Origin of the sequence: Pseudaminobacter soli (ex Li et al. 2025) (assembly GCF_003012705.1) — a bacterium.
Classification (GTDB): Bacteria; Pseudomonadota; Alphaproteobacteria; order Rhizobiales; family Rhizobiaceae; genus Pseudaminobacter; species Pseudaminobacter soli.
Genome location: NZ_PXYL01000011.1, coordinates 1 through 25563, shown reverse-complemented (window position 1 = coordinate 25563; position 25563 = coordinate 1). Strand labels below are relative to the sequence as shown.

Sequence of the window (25563 nt, the reverse complement as noted above, 5' to 3'; positions counted from 1 at the left end):
TCATTCGGCGGCGATTTCCTTTTCGACCGGCGTGGCCTCCACCTCGTGCGGCAGGAAGCCGCCGGACTGGCGCATCCACAACTGAGCGTAAAGTCCGCCGCGCGCGACAAGTTCCTCGTGCGACCCCTCCTCGACGATCCGGCCCTTGTCCATGACGATGAGCCGGTCCATCGCGGCAATGGTGGACAGCCGGTGCGCGATCGCGATCACCGTCTTGCCCTCCATCAGCCGGTAGAGGTTTTCCTGGATCGCCGCCTCGACCTCCGAGTCGAGCGCCGAGGTGGCCTCGTCCAGGATCAGGATCGGGGCGTCCTTCAGCATGACGCGCGCGATCGCGATACGCTGCCGCTGGCCGCCGGAAAGCTTCACACCGCGCTCGCCGACATGCGCCTCATAGCCCTTGCGGCCCTTGGCGTCGGCCAGCGTTGCGATGAACTCGCTCGCCGAGGCGCCGCGCGCCGCTTCCAGCATCGCCGCGTCGCCGGCATCGGGACGGCCATAGAGGATGTTCTCCTTTACCGAGCGGTGCAGCAGCGAGGTATCCTGCGTGACCATGCCGATCTGAGCACGCAGCGAATCCTGCGTCACCCCGGAAATTTCCTGTCCATCGATGGTGATGCGCCCGCTCTCGAGGTCGTAGAAGCGGAGCAGCAGGTTGACCAGCGTCGACTTGCCCGCACCTGACCGGCCCACCAGGCCGACCTTCTCGCCAGGCTTGATGGTCAGCGACAGGTTCTCGATGATCCCCTTGCCCTTGCCGTAATGGAAGCCGATGCGGTCGAACTCGATCTCGCCCTCGCGAACCGAAAGCTCCGGCGCATCAGGCTTGTCCTCGACCATCCGCGGCAGAGAAATGGACGTGATGCCATCTTGCACCGTGCCGATGTTCTCGAACAGGCCGGAGACCTCCCACATGATCCACTGCGACATGCCCCAGAGACGCAGCACAAGGCCGATCACCACGGCGACGGCGCCGATCGTCACGATCTCGTCCAGCCACAGGCCGATCGAAAGCGCGCCGACCGTGAGCAGCAGCAAGGAGTTGAGCCCGTAGACGACCATGTAGAACTGCGTGACCAGCCGCCCCTGCGCATAGGCGGTCTGCATGAAGTCGCTCATACCCTCGCGCGCATAGGCGGCCTCCCGCTGGGCGTGCGAAAACAGCTTCACCGTCTGGATGTTGGTGTAGCTGTCGACGATGCGCCCGGTCATCAGCGAGCGCGCATCGGCCTGCGCGGCGCCTACCTTGCCGAGCCGCGGCACGAAGAACCTGAGCGCGACGAGATAGCAGGCCAGCCAGACCAGCAGCGGCGCCGCCAGCCGCCAGTCGGCCGAACCGACGATGACCAGCATGCCCAGGAAGTAGACGATCACGTAGTTCAGCACCTCGACGAACTTGATGACCGTCTCGCGCACGGCGAGCGCCGTCTGCATCAGCTTGGTGGCGATGCGGCCGGCAAACTCGTCCTGATAGAAGGTCATCGACTGGTTCAGCAGATAGCGATGCACCTGCCAGCGGATGCGCATGGGATAGTTGCCGAACAGCGTCTGGTAGGTGTTGAACGAGGACAGCGAGACCGTCAGCGGCAAGGCGACGCCGACGACCAGCGCCATGCCCGCAAGCTTCCACCATTCCGTGTCAAGGAACGTGTCCCGGTTCTGGGCCGACAGCCAGTCCACTATGTGGCCGAGGAAGCCGAACATCCACACTTCCATGATGGCGATCAGCGCCATGGTGATGGCCGCGATCAGCACGAAGGGCCATGCAGGCTTCGTGAAATGCCAGCAGAACGCGATCAGCGTCCGCGGCGGCTCGATGGGTTTGTCCGCGGGAAACGGATCCAGTCTTTGTTCAAACCAGCGAAACATCTTCATTCTCTTCAATCATGTCATGCATGTCATGCGGCGCGCTTCAGCGGGCGCTCGCATGCATCTTCGGTCGCAATTTCACCGGCCTCGCCGGCTCTGCCCTTAGCAGCAGAGTCGGCCTCGCCAATGTAGGATATCCCGGCGGCCGCGCCGACCCTCTCGCACATCGCTCCTGACATGGTCGTGACGGGAGCTTCAGAAGGCGCGGCGCGACGGACGATCTCGCCAAGCCACCCGATCAGGCGCCGGAGCGGCGAGCGATGGCCCGGAACGGGACCGGCGTCCCAAGGGTCGATATCGGGCAGGCTGCCACGGCGCCGACGCCCTTCATATGGGTGTTCTAGCGGCACGCGCGCACCCATGGCCAGCGCCCAGGCGGTCAGCTTGCACTCGCTGCGGCTCAAGCCACCGGCAGCACGGCGACCCAGATAGGAAGGCAGTTCGGACGGGGCATCGGGCCCCTTGGCAAACGGATAAAACATCGCAGAATTCCTTCGGGAACGGAGAAAATGTTCCGGCGGAAATCGAGACGATGCTGTTTGGAAATGTCAAAGTATAAAGCGTCGAACCGAAACCGCCGTCAGGCCTTACGGCCTCGGTGGAGCCAAAACATACGTACAGCCATGCTTTCCTCCCTCGGTTCGAGTTGACAATGCGCGCTCTATAGACCCAAACGGCCCGAAAAGCCATGCCGGCGGGAAAATTTCCCGCCACAACACGGCAATCGTTGCTATGGAGCAACAGATTAGCGGAGACGAATATTGACCCAAGGCATCCGCATCGCGCTCTACCAGCCCGACATCGCCGGCAATACGGGCACCATATTGCGCATGGCCGCCTGTTTCGGCCTTGCCGTCGACATCATCGAGCCGGCCGGCTTCGATCTCTCCGACCGCAACCTGCGCCGGGCCGGGATGGACTATCTCGAAATGGCCGCCCTTAAGCGCCATGTCGATTTCGCGACCTTCGACGCCTGGCGGATATCCGAAGGCCGCAGGCTCGTCCTGTTCACCACCAAGGCCGCCCTGCCCTACACCGAATTCCGCTATGCGGATGGCGACGTAATACTGTTTGGCCGCGAGTCTGCGGGCGTACCCGACCATGTGCACGACCGCGCCGACGCGCGGCTTCTCATTCCCATGCGCGGCGGCGGCCGCAGCCTGAACCTTGCCCTCAGCGCGGCGATCGCCGCCAGCGAGGCGATGCGGCAGCTCGGCTGACAGGTCGATCACACCCGCAATCATCGCAAACCGCCCGACGCGCCGTCCACGCAGCGTCAGCCATCCCGCCATTGCCAGTCTCATGAACATGTCCGCATCCTTCGGTTTGCGTATCGAAGGATGCCTTGCTACAACCTCAACTTAACTTGAGGTCAAGCAGGAATCCGCCATGGTCAGGGAATTCACGGTCGGCGAAGTGGCAAGCCGCAGCGGCGTTGCGGTTTCGGCGCTGCATTTCTATGAGACCAAGGGCCTGATCCGCAGCCACCGCACCGCCGGCAACCAGCGGCGCTATGGCCGCGACGTGCTGCGCCGCGTCGCCGTCATCCGCGTCGCGCAGGAACTCGGCCTGTCGCTTGCCGACATCGCGGCCGCCTTCGCCTCACTGCCGGACGGCCGTACGCCGACGCGCGAGGACTGGCGAATGCTGTCGGAAAGCTGGGCGGCAGATCTCGACCGGCGCATTCTGCAGATGCAGAAGCTGCGCGACGGGCTGACCGGCTGTATCGGCTGCGGTTGCATGTCGCTGGAGCGCTGCCCGCTGCACAACGCGCATGACCGGCTCGCCGCCGAAGGCCCAGGCCCCAGGCGCTTGCTGGTCGAAGCAGCAGGAAAGGCGACGTCGCCTAGTCGGACGTAGGCAGGCGTCGGATGGTGAATTCGATGACGTCGCCGGGGCGTTCGAACCAGCTCTCGATGCTCGTCCAGTAGGCCTGCTTCGGCCAGCGGTCGAACCACTCCTTCGCCTTGGCGCGCGCATCGGATCGCGGCAGCACGTAGGTTTCGCGCAGGAAACCGTCGCGCGGCATGCGGGCACGCGCCGCCCGGCTTTCGTCGAGTCTCTTCTTCAGGCCATCCAGCGGCGGTCTCGTCGGGGTACGCACGAGGAACTCCTTGACCCAGATCACCAAGAGATTAGGGATCACGGCAAGAAAAGACGAGTCATTTGTGCGTGCGGCCGTCCGGATGGAGGGCAGGCATCATCGGAACCAGTGGAGTAGGTATGGAACGTCCCGAAATCCCCGTCGGCTTGCCGGCCGACATCGAGGACAAGAAGGAAAAGGCTCGTCTCTGGTTCGAGGAACTGCGCGACCGGATCTGCGCCGCCTTCGAACAGCTCGAGGACGAGGTGACCGGGCAGCAAGCCGACCGCGCGGCGGGCCGTTTCGAGCGCACGCCCTGGCAGCGCGACGAAGGCAAAGGCGGCGGCGGCATCATGTCGATGATGCATGGCCGCGTCTTCGAGAAGGTCGGCGTACACACCTCCACCGTCTATGGCGAGTTCTCGCCCGAGTTCCGCAAGCAGATGCCCGGCGCTGAGGAAGACCCGCGCTTCTGGGCAAGCGGCATTTCGCTCATCGCGCATCCCTGGAACCCCAACGTTCCGGCCGTCCACATGAACACGCGCATGGTGGTGACCTCGCGCCAGTGGTTCGGCGGCGGCGCCGATCTCACCCCGGTGCTGAATAGGCGCCGGACGCAGGAAGACCCTGATACGGTGGCCTTCCACAAGACGATGGAATTCACCTGCGGCAAGCACCCGGCCATCGCCGACTATGCCAAGTACAAGGCCTGGTGCGACGAGTATTTTTATCTTCCGCACCGCAACGAGGCGCGCGGCATCGGCGGCATCTTCTACGACTGGCTGCACTCGCCCGAGGAAAAGGGCGGCTGGGATGCCGATTTCCGCTTCACGCAGGATGTCGGCCGCTCCTTCCTCGTCGTCTATCCGCATCTGGTACGCCGCAACTTCAACAACGCCTGGTCCGACGCCGACCGCGAGGAGCAGCTCGTCCGGCGCGGCCGCTATGTCGAGTTCAACCTGCTCCACGACCGCGGCACCATCTTCGGCCTGAAGACCGGCGGCAACGTCAACTCGATCCTGTCGAGCATGCCGCCGGCGGTGAAGTGGCCGTAAGGGGCATATGCGAAAACGCATAAACTCCTTGTCCACCATACGCTGAAAGCGTACAATCCGAAAAAGTCATCGGGTTGCGGATGAAGATAACGTTCGATCCGGCGAAAGATGAAAAGACCCGGATCGAGCGAGGCTTTTCGCTAGCGCTCGGCGCGGAAGTCATTCGCAACCAAGGCGAACGACAGAGAGGTCGAGAAATATGGTCGAAGAGCCTGATTTTGCTGAAAATCCCGAATGGGATGAAAGCAACTCGCGCGCTCCCGACGCCGCCGCGAAGCTGAAGGCAGCCCGCGCGGCATTGCTGATGAGCCAGAGCGACTTTGCAAAGCTGCTTGGCATCCCCCTCGCCACCTTGCAGAACTGGGAGCAGCGCAGGACCCAGCCAGATGCCGTTGCCAACACGCTGATTGACCTGATCATCGATGACCCGCAGGAAATGCGCAGGCGCATGGAGCGGAGAAGCGCAGCTTAGCGCAATGTCATCGGGCATCTCCTTTTGCCCGATGACGGATTGAAACACATTGTGATGGAAACATGCCGTTTCGTCAGCCCGCTGTCATCGGCTTGCTTTGAACGGCAGATAGTCGGTTTTCTCGGCTCGGCGAACCGCCGGCCGTTGGCTGCCCGTTTCCGGCGGCCAAACGCACCCTAGAATGTTGGTTAACTTTTCGCTGACAGTGTCCAGGCATGGCAAAGAAAACGTTTATCGGCACCCTCTCCCTTCTGCTGGCCCTGGGCGTGGCTGGCGTGGCCAGCGCGCGCGACCTATCTGACTGCGAACGCAACGGATCGCAGGCACGGATGGCTGCTTCGAGCACGAACAAGGAAAAGCTGGTCGCGGCAACCCCAAGCGTCCCTGGTTGCCCGGATCTTTCGGCCGATGCGAAAGCGGCCGCCCCCACCCAGCCCGGTACGGCGAATGCGATCCCCGCACCGCAGGCTCCGGCAACCGCCCTCCCCGCCGAGGTCGGCGCCAGTTCTGTCATCCACGCCAAGGATTTCACCGTACTCGTCAAGCGGCCGGAAAATCCTTCGGCCGAAACGCTGGTGCTGCTGCACGGCTCGGGCGGCGACGAGACCACGCTGATGTCGCTCGCCTCGCGCGTTGCACCGCGCGCGGTGCTGATGGGCGTGCGCGGCCGCGTCGTGCAGGACGGCAAGAAGCGCTGGTACAAGCGCATCACGCCGACCCAGTTCGACCAGAACGACATACGCGGCGAAGCCAACGCATTCGCCAATTTCCTCGCCGGCTTGGTGAAGGTGAAGAAGCTCGATCTCGATCACACCACTTTCCTGGGCTATTCGAACGGGGCCAATCTGCTGGCGGCACTTTCGGTGCTGCATCCGGGCCTGGTCGAGCGCGCCATCCTGCTGCGGCCAATGTCCGTGCTGGACAAGGTGCCCGAGGTCAGCCTGTCGGGCACGCGCTTCCTCGTGGTGGCCGGAGCTTCCGACCAAACCTACGCGCCTCTCGCGCCGGCGCTCGAAGCCATGCTCCGCGATCACGGCGCACGCCTCGACGTGAGCACCATCAAGGCCGACCACGGCCTCGGCGACGAAGACGTCAAGGTCGTCGGCGAATGGCTGGCGCGTGCGAGTGCCGTGTCCTTGAACTGACGATGGCCGTCGAGGACTGCGTCGGCGAACAGAGCAAGGTTTTGGCCCCATGGCCAAGCCTTTCGTTCCGCCGCGGCTTTAGGTCAGTTGACCGGTTGGCTCTAAACTTCCCCTCTCGCTCGGGACGATCGTTACGGGCGACTATTCACCATCCTGCGTGCCTGCGCCCGTCACTTCGTGCAGCCGGTCAGTTGCTTCTCCTCGATCGAGAACACGCCCTTCTCCTTGACCTCCACATTCTTCACGATACAGGTGCGACCAGTCTTGTCCGTGAGCTTGGCATCGTAAGTGCCGGCCGGCGTGTCGCGGATGATCAGCCTCTCATCGTGGTCGACCGAGCCGTCGGGATCGTTTTTCGTCTGGTTCGTGCCCCACTTCTCGGTTCCCGCCGGCGCCAGGTAAAATTCCGTGACGGTGTTTGCGGTCAGGTTCCAGAACTGCAGCTTGTTGCTGGCGGCGTTTGCGGAGCCTGGGATCAAAAGCAATGTGACGGCAATCATCAAAGCACGCATCGTTCCCTCCAGGAAATGTGCTGGCAGGCGGCATGCTATCATGATCCAGTGCAACGCTCGACTGGCGGTTGCGAAGCGGCCACAACGATCAGAAGCAGTTGACGACACGTCTCGGGAGGGCAATCCTTGGGCAATGCCTAAGAAGCCCACCAAACGTCCCGCTCGATCTCAACGATCAGGGAAATGGGACGAAACAGGCAGATTATGCAATGAAAACAAAGGGAGAAAAGCCATGAAAGAGTTTCAATGCGGCTCACTCGTCCCCGGCTGCGACTGGCACACCCGCCATCAGGAAGAGGCGGAAATCATCCGCCGCGCGGTCGAGCACATGCGCGAAACCCATGGCGAGACGATCATTCGTGAAACGATGATCGAGGCGATCCGCTCACGGATCGAAAAGGTTCGCGACGCCGCCTGACAGCCAAGCGGCGCCCCGTCTCAATCAACCGTCTTGAGGCTATCGGCGGCGCGTTCGAGAAGCGCGCCGCGTTCGAGCGCAAAACCTGAATCGATCCACGCATTCTCCAGCCCGCGCAGCATCTCGCCCACCTTCGGTCCCTTGCCGACGCCGAGCTCCGCAAGGTCCTTGCCGTTGACCGGAAACTCAGGCCTCTGCCATTTCGCAGCAAAGCCGAGCAGGCGCGAATAGCCGCCCGCTTCCATCATCGCCTTGTCGTCTTGCGCCGCCTTGCCCCGGGCAGCCGCCAAAGCCAGCTTCGACCGGTCGGCGATGCCGCCCGGATCGCCGCGATAAAGCATTTTTGCAAAAGCGCCTTCGGTCAGCGTCGGCGCCGGCGTGTCCGAGAGCGCCCATTGCGCCAGCCGCTCGGCCTCGGCACGCGACATCCGCAGCCGCTCGGCCATTGCGGCCATGCGCACCGCATCCGGCGGCACGATGCCCTCCAGCCGCAGCAACGGATCGGCGGTCCAGCCCAGCCCGGCTTCAGTGGCCACCAGTGCGTGGATGGCATCGATGCCCCACTTCTCGCTCTCGGGCAGGATGCGCGTCAGCACGCCCGCCTGCCGCATCCACAGAAGCGCCCGCGAAGGGTCTGGCGCGGAAAGCAGTTTCTTGAGCTCGCTCCACACCCGCTCTGCCGACAGCCGGTCGAGGCCATCCTTCAGCCGCGCGCAGGCCTTCAGCCCCTCGGCATCGGGCCGCCCGGCGCCATACCAGGCAAAGAAGCGGAAGAAACGCAGGATGCGCAGATAGTCCTCGCGGATGCGCGCTTCCGCTTCGCCGATGAAGCGCAGTGTGCGGCTCTCCAGGTCCGCAAGCCCGCCGACCAGGTCGACCACCCGTCCGTCCGCCTCGGCGTAAAGCGCGTTGATGGTGAAATCGCGCCGCTCGGCGTCAGCCTTCCAGTCACGGCCGAAATGCACCTTGGCGCGGCGCCCGTCTGTTTCGATGTCGGCACGCAGCGTCGTCACCTCGAACGGCCGGCCGCCCGCAACCACCGTGATGGTGCCGTGTTCGGCCCCGGTCGGAATGGCCTTGAATCCGGCCGCCTTGGCACGCCGCATGGTCTCGTCGGGATTGGTCGTGGTCGCAATGTCGACGTCGGAAACCGGCTGACCTAGAAGCGCGTTGCGCACCGCACCGCCCGCGATGCGCGCCTGCTCGCCATCCGCATTCAGCGCCGCGAGCAGCGCCTGCAGCGGCGCATCGTCAAGCCAGTCCGCCTTGCCGGCGATCGTTGCGCTGCCGCTCATGCATAAAACCTTTCATAGAGGGTCCGGATGATGCCGGCCGTAACGCCCCAGATGCGCTGGCCGCCATAGGGCATGTCGTAATAGACCCATCTGCGGTCGTCCCAAACCCGGCTGTTCTGGTGATGATTGGCCGGGTCCATCAGGAAGCGCAACGGCACCTCGAAAGCCACATCCACCTCATGCGCGTTGAGCGTCAGGTGAAAGCCCGGCTGCACGATGCTCAGCACCGGCGCGATCCGATAGCCGCTGCCCGACACATAGTCCGGCATGCGGCCGATGACCTCGATATGGCCGGCATCGAGCCCGATTTCCTCCTGCGCCTCGCGCAGCGCGGCAAATTCCGGCGTCGGATCGGTGGCGTCGATGCGCCCGCCCGGAAACGCCACCTGGCCGGAATGGCTGCGCAGCTTCTCGGCCCGCTTGGTCAGGATGACGCTCGCCTCCTTGCCATGGTCCACCACCGGGATCAGCACGGCCGCCGCGCGCAGATTGTCCCGCTTGATCAGATCGCCGAAGCCGGGATTGAAATAATGGTCGCCATAGTCGTGCCTGGCATCTTCCGGATGCAGGCGCACCACGCGCTCGCGAAAATCGTTCGCTGAAAATGGCGGTATGGCGAACTCGTTCATGGATCAGGCACTCAACCGCTGCAGCTTCTCCAGCGGCATTATCGGAAACACAGCCCCCTTCGAGCGCACGGCAAACATCTGCTCGCCGTCGATCTCGACCTCCTCGCCATATTCGACCAGCTCATACATCACCGGCCGCGCTACCAGCGCTTCCAGCCGGCCACGCACCAGCACATAGGGTTTCAGGCCGCCTGTCTCGTCTTCGTCCACGAAGCGCATCGGCTGCTCCGGGCCGGCCTCCACAACATCGCCCACATTGGTGCGGAAGGTAATCACCTGCTCGTCGCCCGAGCCCGTCACCGTCATCTCGACGGCCACGAAAGGCGCATCCACCACGCGGATGCCCACCTTCTCCACCGGCGTCACCAGATAGGTCTTGCCGTCGGCGTCCTTGCGCAGCACCGTGGAGAAGAGCTGCACCAGCGGCATGCGGCCGATCGGGGTGCCGAGATAGAACCAGGTTCCGTCCTGCCGGATCTCCATGTCGAGGTCGCCGCAGAAGTCCGGATTCCAGCGTTCCACCGGCGGCAGGCCTTGCCCCGCGCGGGCGGCGCGCGAAATAAGTGCTTGCAGCCCGGCGGCGTCGCCCGCCGCCGTCAGGCTCTCTTGATGATCTTGGCTGTCATGGGTCATCGTCACGAAATAGTCACTGTTGTTGCGCTTGTCAGCCTAGTGCAGTGATTTAAGTTCACTTGATTGGACTGCAAAAGAGCGAATCGTAACAGCCAGAAATGGCTACATATTCGCCCAGAAGCGAGGATCGAAGCGGTATGAGCGTAGTGATCAAGGACCCCTCGATCGGCGAGAAGGAAATGATCGCGGATGCCGAGAAGGCACTTGGCGACATTGCCCGGGTTCGCGACGGCATCGGCAGGGTCATTTACGGCCAGGAGAGCGTCATCGAGCGCACGCTGGTGGCGCTTCTGGCCGGCGGTCACGCGCTTCTGGTCGGCGTTCCGGGCCTTGCCAAGACCAAGCTGGTCGAGACCCTGGGCATCGTGCTCGGCATGGATTCGCGCCGCGTCCAGTTCACCCCCGACCTGATGCCTTCAGACATCCTCGGCTCCGAAGTGATGGAGCAGGACGAGAACGGCAGGCGCTCCTTCCGCTTCATCCCCGGTCCCATCTTCGCCCAGTTGCTGATGGCCGACGAGATCAACCGCGCAAGCCCCCGCACGCAGTCGGCGCTTCTGCAGTCGATGCAGGAGTATCACGTCACCGTCGCCGGTGCCCGCCATGACCTGCCCGCCCCCTTCCACGTTCTGGCCACCCAGAACCCGCTGGAGCAGGAAGGCACCTACCCGCTGCCCGAAGCCCAGCTCGACCGCTTCCTGATGCAGATCGACATCCTCTACCCGGACATCGAGGCCGAGCGCCGCATCCTGCTCGAAACCACCGGCGTCGGGGAGGCCAAGGCCGCGAATGTGCTGACGCCCGAGCGTCTGCAGGAGATCCAGCGGCTCATCCGCCGCATGCCGGTGCCTGAAACCGTGGTCGAGGCGATCCTGTCGCTGGTGCGCTCGGCCCGTCCCGGCCAGGGCAATGCCGACACCGACAAGCATGTCGCCTGGGGTCCCGGCCCACGCGCCAGCCAGGCGCTGACGCTCTGCGCCCGCGCTCGCGCGCTCTATGACGGCCGGCTGGCGCCATCGATCGACGACATCAAGGCATTGGCCGAGCCGGTTCTGCAGCACCGCATGGCGCTCACCTTCGCCGCCCGCGCCGAAGGCATGAGCGTGCGCGACGTGGTGGCGCGGCTGGTGAAGGGAATCTGATGGCACGTATCGGCGAGGCGTCGCCCCCGGTCGGCACCAAGGACGCCCTTGCCCGCGCAAGGCAGCGTGCCTTTCTGGTGCCCGACCTGCTGATCGAGGCGCGCCGCGTGGTCAACACCGTCATCAGCGGCTGGCACGGCCGCCGCAAGCGCGGCATCGGCGAGAATTTCTGGCAGTTCCGCCCCTATGTCGAAGGCGAGACGATGGCCAGCATAGACTGGCGCCGCTCTGCCCGCGACGACCATATCTATGTGCGCGACCGCGAATGGGAGGCCGCCCACACCGTCTGGCTGTGGGCCGACCCGTCCGCCTCCATGCTCTACAAGTCGAGGGGCGCGAATGTTTCCAAGGAGTCGCGCGCGCTGGTGCTGATCCTGGCGCTGGCGGAGCTTTTGTCGCGCGGCGGCGAGCGCATCGCCTGGCCGGGCCTCACCGATCCCTTCACCGCCCGCAACGGCGCCGAGCGGCTGGCCACCCACCTTTCCCATGCGGGCGTGCTGCCGCACCGGCCCGATCTCAGCGCCGTGCGCCGTTTTTCCGACATCGTCATTGCCAGTGACTTTCTCGATCCCGTCGAGGAAACAATGGCTTGGCTCGATGTGCTCGCGCGGCGTGGCGCTCGTGCGCATCTGATCGAGGTCGCCGATCCGGCCGAAGAAACCTTTCCCTATTCCGGGCGCACCGAGTTCAGCGACCCTGAAACCGGCGACAAGATCACCGCCGGCCGCGCCGAGCAGCTGAGCGAGGACTATCGCCGCCTCTACACCGCCCGCCGCGAGGAGCTTGCCGCCTGGTGCAAGCGGCTTGGCTGGAGCTACACCGTCAACCACACCGACCGCCTCGCCTCCGAGGCGCTGGTGCAGGTGCACATGGCCATGAGCGCTGACAGCAGCTACGCCACGGGAGTGCGCGCATGAGCTGGCTGCCGCTCTCGTTCGGCTTCCCCGCGATCCTGTGGGGCCTTCTGGCGCTGCCGGTCATCTGGTGGCTGCTGCGGCTCACCCCGCCCAAGCCGCAGACGGAGATCTTTCCGCCGCTGAAGATTTTGGCTCGCGTGCTGAAGCGCGAGGAAACGCCGCGGCAAAGCCCGTGGTGGCTGACGCTGCTCAGGCTGCTGATGGCCGCGCTCGTCGTGATGGCGCTGGCCGAACCCATCTTCAACCCGCGCGAAAAGCTGCCGACCGCCGGCAGCGCGCTGGCACTGGTCATGGACAATGGCTGGGCTGCCTCGCCCGAATGGGACCGCCGCGTTGCGACTGCCGAGCGGCTGATCGACGATGCCGCGGCTGGCGGCGTGCCGATCCTGCTGGCCTTCACCGCCGAGAAGCCGAATGCCGACATCGGTCCTTTCTCGCCCGAGGCTGCCCGCGACAAGCTGCGCGCCACCCATCCGCGCCCGATCCCGACCGACCGGCCTGGCGTCTATGCCCGCGTCGCCGCAGCCCTCGACACCATGCCCGGCGCAAGCCTTGCCGTGCTGGCCGACGGCCTTGCCGCGCCGGGCGACGACGCCGCCTTCAAGACGCTTCTCGGCAAGGGTCCGTCGAGCGTGATCTGGGCGGTTCCCGATCGTCTTGCGACCGTTGGCCTGACCAGCACCGAAAACCAGATCGACGGCTTTGCGCTCACCGCCGTCCGCCCGTCGAGTGACGCCGCGCCGCGCCAGATCAGCGCCGGCGCCTTCGACGACAAAGGCCGCCGCATTGCCGACGCGACCATCACCTTCGGCATGGGCGAGACCAAGGGCGCGGGGCTGATGAAGGTTCCCTTCGAGCTGCGCAACGATTTTGCCGCCATATCGATCGACGGCGAAAACCACGCCGGCGCCGTGCGGGTGCTGGACGAAAGCGCCAAGCGCCGCCGCGTCGGGCTGATCTCGCAATCCGAGGCCGACCAGGCGCAGCCGCTGCTTTCGCCGCTCTATTATATCCGCCGGGCGCTGCAGCCTTTCGCCGACCTGGTCGAGCCGCAGAGCCGCGATCTCGCCGATGCCATCCCGCAGCTTCTGGAGCAGAAACCGGCCATGATCGTCATGGCCGATATCGGCAACATTCCCGAGCCCGCCCACCAGAAGCTGGTGGAGTGGGTGAACAATGGCGGCATGCTGGTGCGCTTTGCAGGCTCGCGCCTCGCCGCCGCCGGCAATGACGACGAGCTGCTGCCCGTCCGCCTGCGCACCGGCGAGCGCTCGCTGGGCGGCGCGCTGTCCTGGACCGAGCCGCAGCCGGTCACCGAATTCCCCAAGACCGGCCCGTTCTCCGATCTCGCCCCGCCTTCGGAGGTCACCGTCAGCCGCCAGGTGCTGGCCGAGCCCTCGGCCGACATCGTCGACCGCACCTGGGCCAACCTCGCCGACGGCACGCCGCTGGTTACCGGCGCAAAGCGCGAGAAAGGCACGCTGGTGCTTTTCCACACCGCGCCGCAGGCGACATGGTCCAACTTGCCGATCTCCGGCAGCTTCGTCGAAATGCTGCGCCGTCTCGTGCAGATGTCGCGCAACCAGGGCAACGTCGCCGCCAATGGCGAAGGCCAGGTGGCCTCGCTGGCGCCCTATCGCATGATCGATGCCAACGGCACTCTGGTGCCGCCGCCCGCCGAGGCGCGGCCGCTGACGGTCGGGCGCGGCCCGGTGCCAGTGACCATCGAAAACCCGCCCGGCCTCTACGGCAGCGAGGAAGGCGTGGTGGCGCACAATCTGCTCCCCGCAGACGCAACGCTCGCCCCGCTGGCGCGCCCAGAGATCGCGGCGCCCGTGACCGAGATGCGCTATGCCTTCGACGAATCCCGCGACCTCAAGGGGCCGCTCGTGGCTGCCGCGCTGGTCCTCATGCTGCTCGACACGCTGGCCGTGTTCTGGCTGGGCGGCATGTTCGCCGGTCGCCGCAGCCGCGCCGCCGCGCGCGGTGCAGGCGCCGCCGCCGTGCTGCTGGCCGCGGGCGCGTTGTTCTTCGCCCTCGCGCCGCATGCTGCGCACGCCGACGATTCCAAGCCGGGCGACGAAGCCGCCATCCAGGCCGTGTCGAAGACCCGGCTCGCCTATGTGATCACCGGCAACTCCTCGGTCGACGACATCAGCCGCGCCGGCCTCGAAGGCCTGACCCGCTTCCTCATCGACAAGACCGCGCTCGAGCCGGGCGATCCGGCCGGCGTGGACATCGCGCACGACGAGCTCGCCTTCTACCCGATCATCTATTGGCCGATCGATCCCAAGGCGCCCATGCCCTCGCAGGAAGCCATCGCCCGCATCGACGCCTATATGCAGCAAGGCGGCACGGTTCTGTTCGACACGCGCGACCAGTATGCCAACGGCATCGGCGGGGATTCGGCCAGCCCGGCGACAGGGCGGCTGCGCGACATCCTGGCCAATCTCAACGTGCCGCCGCTGGAGCCAGTGCCGGCCGACCACGTGCTGACGAAATCCTTCTACATCCTTCCGGAGTTTCCCGGCCGCTTCAACGGCAGCCCGCTCTGGGTCGAGGCTTCGCTGGAGGCCAACAATGTCGAGCATCGCCCGGTGCGCACCGGCGATGGCGTGACCCCGATCATGATCACCGCCAACGACTTCGCCGGCGCCTGGGCCGTCGACGCAAGCGGCAACCCGATGTTCCCCACCGTGCCGTCCGACCCGCAGCAGCGCCTGCTTGCCTATCGTGCCGGCGTCAACATCGTCATGTACATGCTGACCGGCAACTACAAATCCGACCAGGTGCACGTGCCCGCCCTGCTCGAAAGGTTGGGGCAGTAGCATGAACAGCTGGTCGCTCTCCTTCGAACCGCTGCTCGGCCTGCCGCTGCTGGCCCTCATCCTCGTGCCGCTGGCATTGCTTGCGCTGGCCGGCCTTCTGTTCCGCCGGCGCGGCGGCCTGCTCCGGCTGGTCGCGCTGGTTGCGCTGGCAGTCGCGCTCTTCAACCCGGTGCTGCTCGACGAGAACCGCGAGCCCATGCAGAGCGTGGTGGCGCTGGTCGTCGACCGTAGCCCCAGCCAGGACATCGGCGACCGCACTGCACAGACCAACGAGGCGCTGGCTTCGCTGCAGGAAAAGCTGGCGCATCTCAAGCAGTTCGAGGTGCGCGTGGTGGAAGCCGGCAAGGCCGACGCCGCCGACGAACGCACCGAAACGCGCCTGTTCTCGGCGCTGGACGGCGCTTTCCGCGACGTGCCGCCCTCGCGCATCGGCGGCGCGATCATGATCACAGACGGGCAGGTGCATGACGTGCCGAACGGCGCGCCGACCTTCCACGCCCCGCTGCATGCGCTGATCACCGGCGAGGAAGGCGAGAAGGACCGCCGCATCCGCTTTGAGAAGGCGCCGCGCTTTGGCATCGTCGGCAAGCCGCTGGAGATGAGCTACCGCGTCATCACCTCGGGCGGCGAGACCGGCTCGGTCGATGTACGCGTCTCGATCAACGGCAAACAAGTCTCGGTCGAACGCGCCATCATCGGCCAGGAAATGCCGCTGCGCATCACCGTGCCCAATGCCGGCCGCAACATCATCGAAGTCGCCGTCGACCACGAGGATGGCGAGATCACCGACATCAACAACCGCTCCGTCGCGCTGGTCGACGGCATTCGCGAGAACCTGCGCGTGCTTCTGGTTTCCGGCGAGCCGCATGCCGGCGAGCGCACCTGGCGCAACCTGCTGAAATCCGACGCCTCGGTTGATCTGGTGCACTTCACCATTCTGCGCCCACCCGAGAAGCAGGACGGCACGCCGATCAACGAACTGTCGCTCATCGCCTTCCCGACGCGCGAGCTGTTCGTGGACAAGATCAACGAGTTCGACCTCATCATCTTCGACCGCTACCAGCACCGCGACGTGCTGCCGATCCTCTATTACGACTACATCACCGAATATGTCGAAAAGGGCGGCGCGCTGCTCATCGCCGCCGGCCCGGAATATGCCGGCCAGCAGTCCATCGCGCGCACGCCGCTTTTGCCGGCGCTGCCCGCCATGCCCACCGGCGAAGTGGTTGAGAAAAGCTTTTATCCGCGCCTCACCGATCTCGGCAAACGCCATCCGGTCACGCGCGGGCTGGAAGGCTCGACCAGCGAGCCGCCGAACTGGAGCCGCTGGTTCCGCATCATCGGCGTCGATCACCCCGAAGGCGAAGTAGTCATGAAGGGCCCCGACGACCGGCCGCTCCTGGTGCTCGACCGCAAGGGCGAAGGCCGCGTCGGCATGTTCCTGTCCGACCAGGGCTGGCTCTGGGCGCGCGGCTTCGAAGGCGGCGGCCCGCATGTCTCGCTCTACCGCCGCATCGCGCACTGGCTTATGAAGGAGCCCGAGCTCGAGGAAGAACGGCTCACCGCGAACGGCCGCGGCATGACGCTCGAGATCCGCCGCCAGACGATGAGCGACAATCCCGGCAGCGCCAAGGTCATCACGCCATCCGGCAAGCCCATGACCGTGCCGCTGACGCAGACCGAGCCCGGCATCTTCTCCGGCAGCGCGGTCACCAAGGAGATCGGCCTCTACCAGGTCGCCAACGGCAATCTGAGCACGCTTGCCCATATCGGCCCCATCAACGCGCCCGAGTTCGGCGACATGGTTTCGACCGAGACGGTCCTAAAACCTTATGCCGAGAAGACCGGCGGCAGCGTGCGCCGCCTCGCCGCCTCCTCCGGCGTCAATGTGCCCAGCATCGTGCCCGTACGTGGCAATTCCGACGCGGCGGGCCGCGACTGGATCGGGCTCAGGACCACCAATGACAGCGTGCTGAAATCGGTCAGCCGCGTGCCGCTCTTCGGCGGCTTCTTCGGCCTCGGCCTTCTTCTGATGGCGCTCGGCGCCATGTGGTACCGCGAAGGGCGATAGCGTAGCGCGCCCCGGGAGCTCAAACGGCGAGCCTCGAAGGACCTACCCGAACAAGGCGCTGAGCCCCCCTCCGTCTCGGGCTATGCCCGAGCCACCTCTCCCCCATTTCATGGGGGCGAGGAACCCAAGTCCTGAGACGCGGTGACCTTCGAGAGTGCCGGTTCCTCGCCCCCGCAAAGCGGGGGAGAGGTGGCCGCGAAGCGGACGGAGAGGGAGGATTCGCCCCATCAACGATGGCTCAACATCATCCGTTCACTCAGAACGGAATGCTCAGCCCCGCGCGGCCCGTCGCAATGAACGCGCTGTCGCTGCCGTAACCCGCCTCGACCGTCGCCTGCCACTGCAACCGGCTGTCGGTGATGAAATTGAAGTCGGCGCCGGCAAAACCGCGCACGGCGCTTCTATGGCCCGCCGGCGTAAACTCGATATCCTGCCCCAAAAGTGTCGCCGAAACGTTGCCGCGGCTTTGCGCGATGCCGTCGATTCCGGCGCGGAGCGTGGTTGCCCAGATGCCGTTCTCGGTCACATGCGGCGCGAGCGGCAGCGCGATCTGGCCGCGCGCCTCGAACACATGCACGTCTCGCGAATCCACCCTCAGCGCATCTCCCCCGCCCGTCTCCGAATAGCCGTCGAGGAACAGACCGGCATAGCGCAGCCTGAGGGTCGGCACGAACATCGTGTCGTTCCAGATCACATGCGTGCCCACGGTCAACGCCGGACTGACATAGGTGCCGTTGGACCTCGCATGCGCCGTCTCCAGCCCGCCATCGACCATGTTGTTGGCGATGCGGCGGTCGCTGTCCTGGCGGAACGAACCGACCGAAAGCGACAGGTCGGCGAAATTCAGCCCGGCCGTATAGCCGAGATAGCCGCCTCCGAAGAAGCTGCTGTTGTCGATGTCCTGGTCGGAGCCGTCGACGTGAGACGAACCGCCTGCCCCGCCGAGGAAGACGCCGCCGCGCCAGAATTCGTTGATGTCGGTGTCCGCGCCCACGACCACGCCACCGAGCGAGGTGTGGAAGTCGATACCCGAGCCGTTCTGCTTGCGATAACCGCCGATCGCGGTCGCCCAGAATGCCGGCCCGATGCCGGTCACAGCCGTCCCCTCCTCGCCTGCGCCAATGCCATGGCCACCGCGCAGGCCGAGTGCGGCGCCGACGATCCTTTCGCGCCGTACCTGGGTCAGACGATCCTCAATGGCGCCGGCGATATTGCCCGTCAGGTCGGCCACCACGCTGCCGGCTGTGCCGAAGCCGGCGGTGTCGAGAACGGCAACCGTGTTGCCGCTGACGACGAAGGGGAGCCCATCGGTGCGGATGATCGTTGGGACGCCGGTTCCGGAGAACGTCATCATCGCATTGAGACCCGAGCCGAAGGTGGCGGTGTTGTCAGCACCTTGGAAGACAATTGCCCCTTGGATGCGCGTGCCGGCAAGCAGGTTCAGCGTGGCGTTGTTGCCTGCGAAAAGGATTGCGGCATCGCCGTTGTTAAAGATCGTGCCGGAATTTGAGACAACGGCGTTGTTACTCCCGACCTCGATGGCCACAGAAGTGGCGCCGTCGACAATCACCGAACCACTATTACGAATAGCTGCGTTGTTGCCGAGGCCAACGCCGATACCCACGGAGGTCGCGCCCGAGACCCTGATCGAGCCGCTATTTGATATACTCGCATCGTTACCCCAGACGACAATCCCGCCCGCCGCCTGCCCGCTGCTATCGATTGCGCCATGGTTTGTAATGGAGACCCGGTCAGCATGGGCGGCCACGCCAAAGCTAGCCTGCCCTGAGGTGTGGATCGAGCCATCATTCAAAACCGTCACACCTGAGATGACTATCGAGGGATCGGGATCACCAACGATGATGCCCGTACTCCCCTCACCCGTCGTGCCGATTTTTCCACTGTTCTTTACTTGGCCACCACTTCCGGCAGCCACGATGCCTAGGGAACCGTTTCCCACAGCTCGGATCGTTCCGCTGTTGGAAACGCTTGAATTCTCCCCTTTGATATCGATGCCAAAGACATTGGTCCCACCGACCTCTACCATACCGCTGTTGGTGATCCGGGTTCTATCGCCGAGCGCAAAGATACCACCGAACACACCACTGTCCGCGCGCAGCAAGCCATTGTTTACGATGATCGCTCCTTGGCCGCCGCTGGCTATGCCGAGTGATCCTATTCCTGCCGCGGCCAGCGAGCCGTCATTGGTCAGCTTCTGGTTGGCTTCGAGCATCTCCACTGCACCGCGGCCAGAAACCGACAGGGAGATGGAGCCCCCCGATGTGACCGTTCCAATGTCGCCGTCATGATCCATGACCTGCGGGCCGGTCGTTGGTCCTGAAATGGTAAAGCCGTCGGAGAATGCAGGGCCGGATGCCAATGCTGTCGCAGCCAGTAGCGAAAGCGCTATCGACCGTGTACCCCTGCGCAGTGCAAATGCCATGTCGCCCCTCGCGTACGCGCCGCATTGCAGTCAGAGGTTGATTCTGCCTTCGATAACGCCTTCTGGCAAGTATCTCCGCGCCTTCGCCCGCAGAAGCCTCGGCCAGCGTTACCGATTTCGGTAGGCGCGTTCCATTTCGGCAACGTTTTACAGCCTATTCGGCCACGATTTCCCGCATCCAGCCGGCAACAGCGGCGGCTGCGGCATCGAGATTGCCGTCCAGCGTCAGAGGCTTGCGCGGCTTGAAATCGTGGTCTCCGTCTTCGAGCCACTCGATGTTGATCTGCGGCGAAAGCTCGTAGGATAAAACCTCGTCGCGCGTGCCAAATGGGTCGCGCGTGCCTTGGCAGATCAGTGCCGGCACGGCGAGATGCTTTAGATGCGCGGTGCGAAGTTGCTGCGGCTTGGCCGGCGGGTGGAACGGATAGCCGAGGCAGACGAGCCCCGCGATCTTGCCTTGCGCAAAAAGCTCGTCGGCCACCATGCTCGCCACGCGTCCACCCAGGGACTTGCCGCCGATGAACAGGTTTTGGGTCGGCCCCAGCGCATCGACCGCATCGAGATATTCGCCAAGCAGGGTTTCGGCGCGCGGCGGCGGCTTGCGCTGGCCCGAGCGCCGCGCGGCCATATAGCCGAACTCGAAGCGGGCGACGCGTATGCCATGGCCCGCCAGCCTTTCGGCCATCGCATTCATCCAGCCCGAATCCATCGGCGCGCCCGCGCCGTGGGCGAGCATCAAGGTCAGCCGGGCGTCGTCGGGCCCCGTGAAAAGCAGATCAGGCATCTATCACGTCCTGCGCCTCACTCTCCGCAAGATCGGCAAGCCGCCGCGCTACTTCCGCAGCACCGCCGACAGCACGTCCCGGATGCCGATGGCGCCGACGAAGCGCGATTGCTCGTCGAACAGTGCCACGGGCGCGGTCTGCGAGCGGTGCATGGCCAGCATCACCGTCTTCAGCGACGTCCCCGGCCGCGCCCAGAAGACGTGCGAGCCGTCGGCCGAAAGCCCCTCCACCTCGTCGCATGACGCCCAGATCGCCGGCTGTCCGTTGCGCTCTGCCGCGGCCACCAGCCCATCGCTGTCGATCTTGAAGCGCGTCGTCTGGCGGCGGTCCAGCCACAGCCAGCCGTCCTCGCCGGCCCTTTCGAGATCGCGCCGGTCGCGCATCACGTTCCAGGCCGTCAGCACCGAAAGCGGATTCACATTGGCGATGAAGTCGCGGACATAGTCGTTGGCGGGGCGCAGCACGATGTCCTCGGGCGCTCCGCTTTGGACGATGCGCCCACCCTCCATGATGGTGATCGTGTTGCCGATTTTCAGCGCTTCCTCAAGATCATGGCTGACGAAGATGATGGTCTTCTTCAGCGTCTTCTGCAGTTGCAGAAGCTCGTCCTGCAGCTTGGTGCGGATCAGCGGGTCGAGCGCCGAAAACGGCTCGTCCATGAGCAGGATGGGCGCTTCGGTGGCGAAGGCGCGCGCAAGTCCGACGCGCTGCTGCATTCCGCCCGACAACTCGTGCGCATACTTCTTCGCCCATTGCGAGAGGCCGACCAGCGCAAGCTGTTTTTTCACGCGCTCCTTGCGTTCGGCTTCCGGCACGCCGGCAAGCTCAAGCCCAAGGCCGACATTTTCCTCCACCGTGCGCCACGGCAGGAGGCCGAACTGCTGGAACACCATGGCGACGTTCTTCTGGCGCAGGCGGCGCAGCGTTGCGTCGTCGCAGGTCACCACGTCGACTATACGGTCGCCGTCTTTGACCAGAACCTGGCCGCGCGACACCACGTTCAGCCGGTTCACGGCGCGCAGCAGCGTCGACTTGCCCGAGCCCGAAAGGCCCATGAGGACGGAGATCTCGCCCTCGTTGACGGTGAGGTTGGCGCCCGCACAGCCCAGCACATTGCCAGTCTTTTCCAGGATTTCCGCGCGCGTCGCGCCATTGTCGACCATGGCCAGCGCATCGGCCGTGTCCGGGCCGAAGACGATGTCGACATTCTTGAAATCTACGGCGACGTTCATTTCTTGCCTCCGACGCCGATGCGGGTCATGCGGTCGAGCACGATGGCGAGCACGACGATCGCCAGGCCGGCCTCAAGCCCGAGGTCGATCTTGCGCGAGCCGAGCGCGCGGTTGATTTCGGTGCCCAGCCCGCCGGCGCCGATAAGGGCGGCAAACACCACCATCGACAGCGACAGCATGATGCACTGGGTCAGCCCCGCCATGATGGTGGGCAATGCGGCCGGCAGTTCCACCTTCCACAAAAGCTGGCGTTTGGTGGCACCGAAGGCCTCGCCGGCCTCGACGATCGCCTTTGGCACCGAGACGACGCCGAGATGGGTCAGGCGCACCGCCGTCGGGATGACGAAGATGATGGTGACGATCAGGCCCGGCGCATTGCCGAGGCCGAACAGGGTGAGCACCGGAATGAGATAGACGAAGGTCGGCAGCGTCTGCATGAGGTCGAGCACGGGCAGCATCACCCGGTAGACCTTGGGCTTGTGTGCGGCCCAGATGCCGAGCGGCACGCCGATCAGCATGGAGGCGGCGGAAGCGGCCACCACCAGAACCAGCGTCTGCACGGTCTGCTTCCACAACCCCTGATTGATGATGAAGAGCAGGCCGATTGCAACGCCCAGCGCCAGCGTCTTGGAGCGCTGCAGATACCAGGCGAGCAGCGCGATCAAGGCCACCAGCAGAACCGGCGGCATCAACAGGAACGTGTCGACGAGCCCGTTGAGGATGAAGTTGAGACTATTCGAGAGACCGCGGAAGAAGGCGTCGAAATTGTCGGTCAGAAACGTGAAGAACGCCTTGCCCCAGGCGCCGATCGGTATCTTGTAGCTGGCCAGAAATTGCGAAACCGGATCCATCTTGTCCCTTCTGCTGCCGAAAAACAGCGGCTGCCCCTCTCCCGACCCGTCAGGGCCATCCCCCCAAGACGACGCCGACGCGGGGCGGCGTCGGCGTCACCGCAACACCCTCCCCTCGCCGAAGCGAGGGGAAAGCGAGTTCGTTCTATGTCAGCCGCCGATCGCGGTCTTGACCGCAGCAGCTGCGTCGCCGCCGTCGAAGGTGGTCACGCCTTCGAGCCACGGCTTCACCGCGTCCGGATTGGCCTTCAGCCATTCGGTGGCGGCGGCGTTGGCGTCGCCGCCCTTCAGGATCTTGTCCATGATCGCGCCTTCCATATCGAGGTTGAACTTCAGGTTCGCGATGAATTTGCCGACATTGGGGCACTCGGTCGTGTAGCCCTTGCGCACATTGGTGTGCACGGTGGCGGCGCCGAAGCCGGAATCGCCCATGCCGTCGAGATAGGTGATCTTCATGGCACCCATCACCGGATGCGGCGTCCAGCCGAGGAACACGATCCAGTCGTTGTTTTTCATCGACTGCTCGGCCTGGGTCAGCATGCCGGCCTCGGAGGATTCGACCAGCTCGAAGCCGTCCAGATTGTCGGCCGGGTTCTTGATCATGTCGAGGATGATGCGGTTGCCGTCATTGCCGGCCTCGATGCCGTAGATCTTGCCGTTGAACTTGTCCTTGAACTTGCCGAGGTCGGTCAGCGTCTTGACGCCGGCATCCGCGACATAGTTCGGCACCACCAGGCCGTAGCCCGCGCCCGACAGGTTCTCGCTGATGGTCTCGACCGAGCCTTCGGCGGCATAGTCCTTGATGTCGTTGGTCATCGACGGCATCCAGTTGCCGAGGAAGACGTCGAGATCCTTGTTCTTCAGCGAGGCGTAGGTCACCGGCACCGAGAGCTGGATCACCTGCGGCTCGTAGCCCATCGAGGTGAGCAATACCGAGGCGATGCCGGTGGTTGCCTGGATGTCGGTCCAGCCGACGTCGGACAGGCGAACGGTCTTGCAGCTTTCAGGGTCACCGGCGAGCGCGGTGCCCGAATAGAGGATTGCCGCCATACCAAGCGATATGGCGAATGTTTTCATACGCGACATGCGTCTCTCCCATTGTGAATTTGCTGCGACTGGCGTGTGGCTTAGGCCATTCATGTTTTAGCCAAACACCATTTTGGAATGGTTTCAAGCTTCTACACTGGGCAGCACGCGCCGCGAAGTTTTCTTTGGGCGACAAATTTGTCGTTCACAGATGACTGCGATGCATCGCTGAAGTTATCGCGGCAAGTATCTCGCCATGTTGTAGAGCCTGCCAAAACCACATATCTGGGAGGGGCGCATCCGGCGCCGGGAGGCATCCCGCGACCGCCGGGGGCCAGCAATTGCGCGATGCGGCTCCTGCCCGACGGTCGGCGGGATCGCGCCAGAGAGGGAAGCAGACCACATGCTCGAGCCGGTCGTGAATTTCTTGATCCGGATTTTCCGTGCGATCGGGCGGGGGATCGCCTGGCCCTTCAGGTGGCTCTGGCATTGTTATCTGCGCGCCAACTGGATCGTGCAGGCAGTGGTCGGCGTCTGCGTCGTCGGCTTTGTCGCGCTTTACGGCTATTTCGTCTGGACCACGCAGGTCTGGACGAACTTCAATCCCGACTATGCCGACGCCTACGGCTTCGAGAAGCGCAATGTCAGCGCCGGCGAACAGGTCGGCGATGCAAGCAGCACAAGTACGACGACCGACACCGCCGCCGCTGCCAAGAGCTGCGGCCGCTCCGCCATAGCCGACGTCGCCGCCGATCTCACCGATTTCAACGTCAACCAGAACGCCTGGATCTCGTCGATGCTTCTCTACAAGCTCGGCTTCTTCGGCCTGTCCTGGGACGACACGCCCTTCCTGGACAACAAGGCCTCGTTCCAGCGCGGCATAAACCAGGCGGTGCGCCGCACCACCACCGAGCTTGCCGACAATCTCGGCCGCCTGCGCGGCACCAGCCAGGTCGATTCGGACCTGCAGTCGGCGCGCGGCAACATGCAGTTCGACGAATACACCTGGTATTTTGGCCTGCGGCCCTTCGGCCCCAAGACGCCGACGCCCAGCTATTATCGCGCGGCAATCAAGAGCCTGCGCACCTTCAACACGCGGCTGGAGAAATGCGGCGCCGTCTTCGACGCGCGCGCCGACAACCTCATCCAGTTCATCGATCGCATCGCCAACGACATCGGCGGCACCTCGGCCATCCTGAAGGACCGCGCCGAAAACAACAGCAATGGCTGGCTCGACCCGCGCGCCGACGACCGCTTCTGGTTCGCCTATGGCCAGCTCTACGGCTATTACGGCCTGCTCAAGGCCACGCATGCCGACTTCGAGGACGTGCTGCGCACGCGCAATCTCGACAGCCTGTGGAAGCAGATGGAAGAGCAGACCCGCTCGGCGCTGAACATCCAGCCCTTCATCATCTCCAACGGCGCGGAAGCGGGCTGGATCATGCCCTCGCACCTTATCACCATGGGCTTCTATATCCTGCGCGTGCGCTCGAACCTGGTCGAGATCAGCAACTCGCTGTCGAGATAGGGCAATAAGAGAATGAGGCAGTAAGGCAGTAGGGAAAAGCTGGGCCTTCGGCCTGGCGAGGTGCTATTCCCCTACTGCCCTATTACCCTACTCCCCTACTGCCGCGTCCTTCCCCCCTGTCGCAATCCGTGTATTGCGCGGCTGTTTTGAGACGGCGAAGATGAGCCCTCTCGGGCTTCTATGCCGACGGAAATGCGTCGGCTAGAACGGCGCCAAAGAAGCATTGTCAAACGAACCGAGGAACATTCGACCAATGCCGGAATTCAAGAGCGACATCGAAATCGCGCGCGGCGCGAAGAAGCAGCCGATCCAGGCGATCGGCGACAAGATCGGCATCGCCTCGGAGCATCTTTTGCCCTACGGCCACGACAAGGCCAAGATCTCGGCCGAGTTCATCCAGTCGGTGCAGGGGCGCAAGGACGGCAAGCTGATCCTGGTCACCGCCATCAACCCGACCCCGGCCGGCGAGGGCAAGACCACCACCACGGTCGGCCTCGGCGACGGCTTGAACCGCATCGGCAAGAAGGCGGTGATCTGCATCCGCGAGGCCTCGCTCGGGCCGAACTTCGGCGTCAAGGGCGGTGCCGCCGGCGGCGGCTATGCCCAGGTGGTGCCGATGGAGGACATGA

24 protein-coding genes are annotated in these 25563 nt (G+C 64.5%); 12 read left to right on the top strand and 12 right to left on the bottom strand.

All coding sequences use genetic code 11. The features are described 5' to 3' along the window. Both C7I85_RS19885 and C7I85_RS19880 read right to left on the bottom strand, forming a co-directional pair. The gene (locus C7I85_RS19885) at window positions 1-1875 is read right to left on the bottom strand and encodes an ABC transporter ATP-binding protein (protein WP_106725766.1); all 1875 of its coding nucleotides are present in this window, start codon (window positions 1873-1875) and stop codon (window positions 1-3) included. 23 nt (window positions 1876-1898) lie between these two features. After that, a complete protein-coding gene (locus tag C7I85_RS19880; RefSeq protein WP_106725765.1) occupies window positions 1899-2351 on the bottom strand; it encodes a hypothetical protein in 453 nt (150 codons plus the stop codon). A 279-nt stretch (window positions 2352-2630) separates the two neighbouring features. Here C7I85_RS19880 and C7I85_RS19875 point away from each other — a divergent pair, with 279 nt between their 5' ends. Both C7I85_RS19875 and soxR read left to right on the top strand, forming a co-directional pair. Further along, complete coding sequence (locus tag C7I85_RS19875; RefSeq protein ID WP_106725764.1) at window positions 2631-3089, top strand: tRNA (cytidine(34)-2'-O)-methyltransferase; 459 nt, start codon at window positions 2631-2633, stop codon at window positions 3087-3089. Between the two features lie 169 nt (window positions 3090-3258). Further along, window positions 3259-3729, top strand: coding sequence for a redox-sensitive transcriptional activator SoxR (gene soxR / locus C7I85_RS19870; RefSeq protein ID WP_106725763.1), 471 nt, complete (start codon window positions 3259-3261; stop codon window positions 3727-3729). Here soxR and C7I85_RS19865 read toward each other — a convergent pair. Continuing rightward, complete coding sequence (locus C7I85_RS19865; protein WP_106725926.1) at window positions 3716-3973, bottom strand: hypothetical protein; 258 nt, start codon at window positions 3971-3973, stop codon at window positions 3716-3718. The genes soxR and C7I85_RS19865 overlap by 14 nt on opposite strands. Window positions 3974-4092: 119 nt before the next feature. On the opposite strand from C7I85_RS19865, the gene hemF reads away from it, so the two are divergent. The 3 genes from hemF (at window position 4093) to C7I85_RS19850 (ending at window position 6624) form a co-directional block, all read left to right on the top strand. Continuing rightward, window positions 4093-5007: an oxygen-dependent coproporphyrinogen oxidase gene (gene hemF, locus C7I85_RS19860; protein WP_106725762.1), complete on the top strand. Its 915-nt coding sequence runs from the start codon at window positions 4093-4095 to the stop codon at window positions 5005-5007. Between the two features lie 199 nt (window positions 5008-5206). Then, window positions 5207-5479, top strand: a complete 273-nt coding sequence (locus C7I85_RS19855; protein ID WP_106725761.1) for a helix-turn-helix domain-containing protein — start codon at window positions 5207-5209, stop codon at window positions 5477-5479. Window positions 5480-5694: 215 nt separating this feature from the next. Continuing rightward, window positions 5695-6624 (top strand): alpha/beta hydrolase, encoded by a 930-nt coding sequence (locus tag C7I85_RS19850; RefSeq protein WP_245445018.1) that lies wholly within the window; start codon window positions 5695-5697, stop codon window positions 6622-6624. 170 nt (window positions 6625-6794) lie between these two features. On the opposite strand, the gene C7I85_RS19845 is transcribed toward C7I85_RS19850, so the two are convergent. Next, the gene (locus C7I85_RS19845) at window positions 6795-7136 is read right to left on the bottom strand and encodes a hypothetical protein (protein WP_106725760.1); all 342 of its coding nucleotides are present in this window, start codon (window positions 7134-7136) and stop codon (window positions 6795-6797) included. A gap of 232 nt (window positions 7137-7368) precedes the next feature. Here C7I85_RS19845 and C7I85_RS19840 point away from each other — a divergent pair, with 232 nt between their 5' ends. Further along, window positions 7369-7554: a DUF1059 domain-containing protein gene (locus C7I85_RS19840; protein WP_106725759.1), complete on the top strand. Its 186-nt coding sequence runs from the start codon at window positions 7369-7371 to the stop codon at window positions 7552-7554. 20 nt (window positions 7555-7574) lie between these two features. Here the strand turns inward: C7I85_RS19840 and C7I85_RS19835 are convergent, their stop codons facing one another. From C7I85_RS19835 to C7I85_RS19825, 3 genes are read right to left on the bottom strand one after another with little or no spacing between them, the layout of a single operon-like run. Continuing rightward, the gene (locus C7I85_RS19835) at window positions 7575-8849 is read right to left on the bottom strand and encodes a CCA tRNA nucleotidyltransferase (protein WP_106725758.1); all 1275 of its coding nucleotides are present in this window, start codon (window positions 8847-8849) and stop codon (window positions 7575-7577) included. Continuing rightward, window positions 8846-9478 (bottom strand): CoA pyrophosphatase, encoded by a 633-nt coding sequence (locus C7I85_RS19830; RefSeq protein ID WP_106725757.1) that lies wholly within the window; start codon window positions 9476-9478, stop codon window positions 8846-8848. The genes C7I85_RS19835 and C7I85_RS19830 overlap by 4 nt, the downstream gene beginning before the upstream one ends. Before the next feature lie 3 nt (window positions 9479-9481). After that, window positions 9482-10111, bottom strand: a complete 630-nt coding sequence (locus C7I85_RS19825; protein WP_106725756.1) for a DUF1285 domain-containing protein — start codon at window positions 10109-10111, stop codon at window positions 9482-9484. Between the two features lie 137 nt (window positions 10112-10248). On the opposite strand from C7I85_RS19825, the gene C7I85_RS19820 reads away from it, so the two are divergent. The 4 genes from C7I85_RS19820 to C7I85_RS19805 are packed head-to-tail and all read left to right on the top strand — an operon-like array spanning window position 10249 to window position 17069. Then, window positions 10249-11253, top strand: a complete 1005-nt coding sequence (locus C7I85_RS19820; protein WP_106725755.1) for an AAA family ATPase — start codon at window positions 10249-10251, stop codon at window positions 11251-11253. Continuing rightward, entirely contained in the window at window positions 11253-12170 is a 918-nt protein-coding gene (locus C7I85_RS19815; RefSeq protein ID WP_106725754.1) for a DUF58 domain-containing protein, read from the top strand. Before C7I85_RS19820 ends, C7I85_RS19815 begins: the two co-directional genes overlap by 1 nt. Next, the gene (locus tag C7I85_RS19810) at window positions 12167-14998 is read left to right on the top strand and encodes a DUF4159 domain-containing protein (RefSeq protein WP_106725753.1); all 2832 of its coding nucleotides are present in this window, start codon (window positions 12167-12169) and stop codon (window positions 14996-14998) included. The genes C7I85_RS19815 and C7I85_RS19810 overlap by 4 nt, the downstream gene beginning before the upstream one ends. A gap of 1 nt (window position 14999) precedes the next feature. Beyond that, the gene (locus tag C7I85_RS19805) at window positions 15000-17069 is read left to right on the top strand and encodes a hypothetical protein (RefSeq protein ID WP_106725752.1); all 2070 of its coding nucleotides are present in this window, start codon (window positions 15000-15002) and stop codon (window positions 17067-17069) included. A gap of 256 nt (window positions 17070-17325) precedes the next feature. Here the strand turns inward: C7I85_RS19805 and C7I85_RS19800 are convergent, their stop codons facing one another. From C7I85_RS19800 to C7I85_RS19780, 5 genes are all read right to left on the bottom strand, one after another. Further along, a complete protein-coding gene (locus C7I85_RS19800; RefSeq protein WP_106725751.1) occupies window positions 17326-19512 on the bottom strand; it encodes an autotransporter outer membrane beta-barrel domain-containing protein in 2187 nt (728 codons plus the stop codon). A gap of 154 nt (window positions 19513-19666) precedes the next feature. Continuing rightward, on the bottom strand, window positions 19667-20296 hold the full coding sequence (locus C7I85_RS19795; RefSeq protein ID WP_106725750.1) for an alpha/beta hydrolase family protein: 630 nt from the start codon (window positions 20294-20296) through the stop codon (window positions 19667-19669). Window positions 20297-20344: 48 nt separating this feature from the next. Beyond that, complete coding sequence (gene choV / locus C7I85_RS19790; RefSeq protein ID WP_106725749.1) at window positions 20345-21529, bottom strand: choline ABC transporter ATP-binding protein; 1185 nt, start codon at window positions 21527-21529, stop codon at window positions 20345-20347. Further along, entirely contained in the window at window positions 21526-22380 is an 855-nt protein-coding gene (choW, locus tag C7I85_RS19785; RefSeq protein WP_106725748.1) for a choline ABC transporter permease subunit, read from the bottom strand. Before choW ends, choV begins: the two co-directional genes overlap by 4 nt. 150 nt (window positions 22381-22530) lie before the next feature. Next, entirely contained in the window at window positions 22531-23466 is a 936-nt protein-coding gene (locus C7I85_RS19780; protein WP_106725747.1) for a choline ABC transporter substrate-binding protein, read from the bottom strand. A 343-nt stretch (window positions 23467-23809) separates the two neighbouring features. Between C7I85_RS19780 and C7I85_RS19775 the strand changes: the two genes are divergently transcribed. Both C7I85_RS19775 and C7I85_RS19770 read left to right on the top strand, forming a co-directional pair. Next, window positions 23810-24934, top strand: a complete 1125-nt coding sequence (locus tag C7I85_RS19775) for a DUF2333 family protein (RefSeq protein ID WP_106725746.1) — start codon at window positions 23810-23812, stop codon at window positions 24932-24934. A 253-nt stretch (window positions 24935-25187) separates the two neighbouring features. Then, the coding region (locus tag C7I85_RS19770) for a formate--tetrahydrofolate ligase (RefSeq protein WP_146148903.1) at window positions 25188-25563 on the top strand (376 nt) is incomplete at its 3' end.

What these genes read in the sequence shown, in the direction of transcription:
- C7I85_RS19885 (WP_106725766.1), bottom strand. Translation starts at nt 1,875, where the DNA reads ATGAAGATGTTTCGCTGGTTTGAACAAAGACTGGATCCGTTTCCCGCG.
- C7I85_RS19880 (WP_106725765.1), bottom strand. Translation starts at nt 2,351, where the DNA reads ATGTTTTATCCGTTTGCCAAGGGGCCCGATGCCCCGTCCGAACTGCCT.
- soxR (WP_106725763.1), top strand. Translation starts at nt 3,259, where the DNA reads ATGGTCAGGGAATTCACGGTCGGCGAAGTGGCAAGCCGCAGCGGCGTT.
- hemF (WP_106725762.1), top strand. Translation starts at nt 4,093, where the DNA reads ATGGAACGTCCCGAAATCCCCGTCGGCTTGCCGGCCGACATCGAGGAC.
- C7I85_RS19855 (WP_106725761.1), top strand. Translation starts at nt 5,207, where the DNA reads ATGGTCGAAGAGCCTGATTTTGCTGAAAATCCCGAATGGGATGAAAGC.
- C7I85_RS19850 (WP_245445018.1), top strand. Translation starts at nt 5,695, where the DNA reads ATGGCAAAGAAAACGTTTATCGGCACCCTCTCCCTTCTGCTGGCCCTG.
- C7I85_RS19845 (WP_106725760.1), bottom strand. Translation starts at nt 7,136, where the DNA reads ATGCGTGCTTTGATGATTGCCGTCACATTGCTTTTGATCCCAGGCTCC.
- C7I85_RS19840 (WP_106725759.1), top strand. Translation starts at nt 7,369, where the DNA reads ATGAAAGAGTTTCAATGCGGCTCACTCGTCCCCGGCTGCGACTGGCAC.
- C7I85_RS19835 (WP_106725758.1), bottom strand. Translation starts at nt 8,849, where the DNA reads ATGAGCGGCAGCGCAACGATCGCCGGCAAGGCGGACTGGCTTGACGAT.
- C7I85_RS19830 (WP_106725757.1), bottom strand. Translation starts at nt 9,478, where the DNA reads ATGAACGAGTTCGCCATACCGCCATTTTCAGCGAACGATTTTCGCGAG.
- C7I85_RS19825 (WP_106725756.1), bottom strand. Translation starts at nt 10,111, where the DNA reads ATGACCCATGACAGCCAAGATCATCAAGAGAGCCTGACGGCGGCGGGC.
- C7I85_RS19820 (WP_106725755.1), top strand. Translation starts at nt 10,249, where the DNA reads ATGAGCGTAGTGATCAAGGACCCCTCGATCGGCGAGAAGGAAATGATC.
- C7I85_RS19815 (WP_106725754.1), top strand. Translation starts at nt 11,253, where the DNA reads ATGGCACGTATCGGCGAGGCGTCGCCCCCGGTCGGCACCAAGGACGCC.
- C7I85_RS19810 (WP_106725753.1), top strand. Translation starts at nt 12,167, where the DNA reads ATGAGCTGGCTGCCGCTCTCGTTCGGCTTCCCCGCGATCCTGTGGGGC.
- C7I85_RS19805 (WP_106725752.1), top strand. Translation starts at nt 15,000, where the DNA reads ATGAACAGCTGGTCGCTCTCCTTCGAACCGCTGCTCGGCCTGCCGCTG.
- C7I85_RS19800 (WP_106725751.1), bottom strand. Translation starts at nt 19,512, where the DNA reads ATGGCATTTGCACTGCGCAGGGGTACACGGTCGATAGCGCTTTCGCTA.
- C7I85_RS19795 (WP_106725750.1), bottom strand. Translation starts at nt 20,296, where the DNA reads ATGCCTGATCTGCTTTTCACGGGGCCCGACGACGCCCGGCTGACCTTG.
- choV (WP_106725749.1), bottom strand. Translation starts at nt 21,529, where the DNA reads ATGAACGTCGCCGTAGATTTCAAGAATGTCGACATCGTCTTCGGCCCG.
- choW (WP_106725748.1), bottom strand. Translation starts at nt 22,380, where the DNA reads ATGGATCCGGTTTCGCAATTTCTGGCCAGCTACAAGATACCGATCGGC.
- C7I85_RS19780 (WP_106725747.1), bottom strand. Translation starts at nt 23,466, where the DNA reads ATGTCGCGTATGAAAACATTCGCCATATCGCTTGGTATGGCGGCAATC.
- C7I85_RS19775 (WP_106725746.1), top strand. Translation starts at nt 23,810, where the DNA reads ATGCTCGAGCCGGTCGTGAATTTCTTGATCCGGATTTTCCGTGCGATC.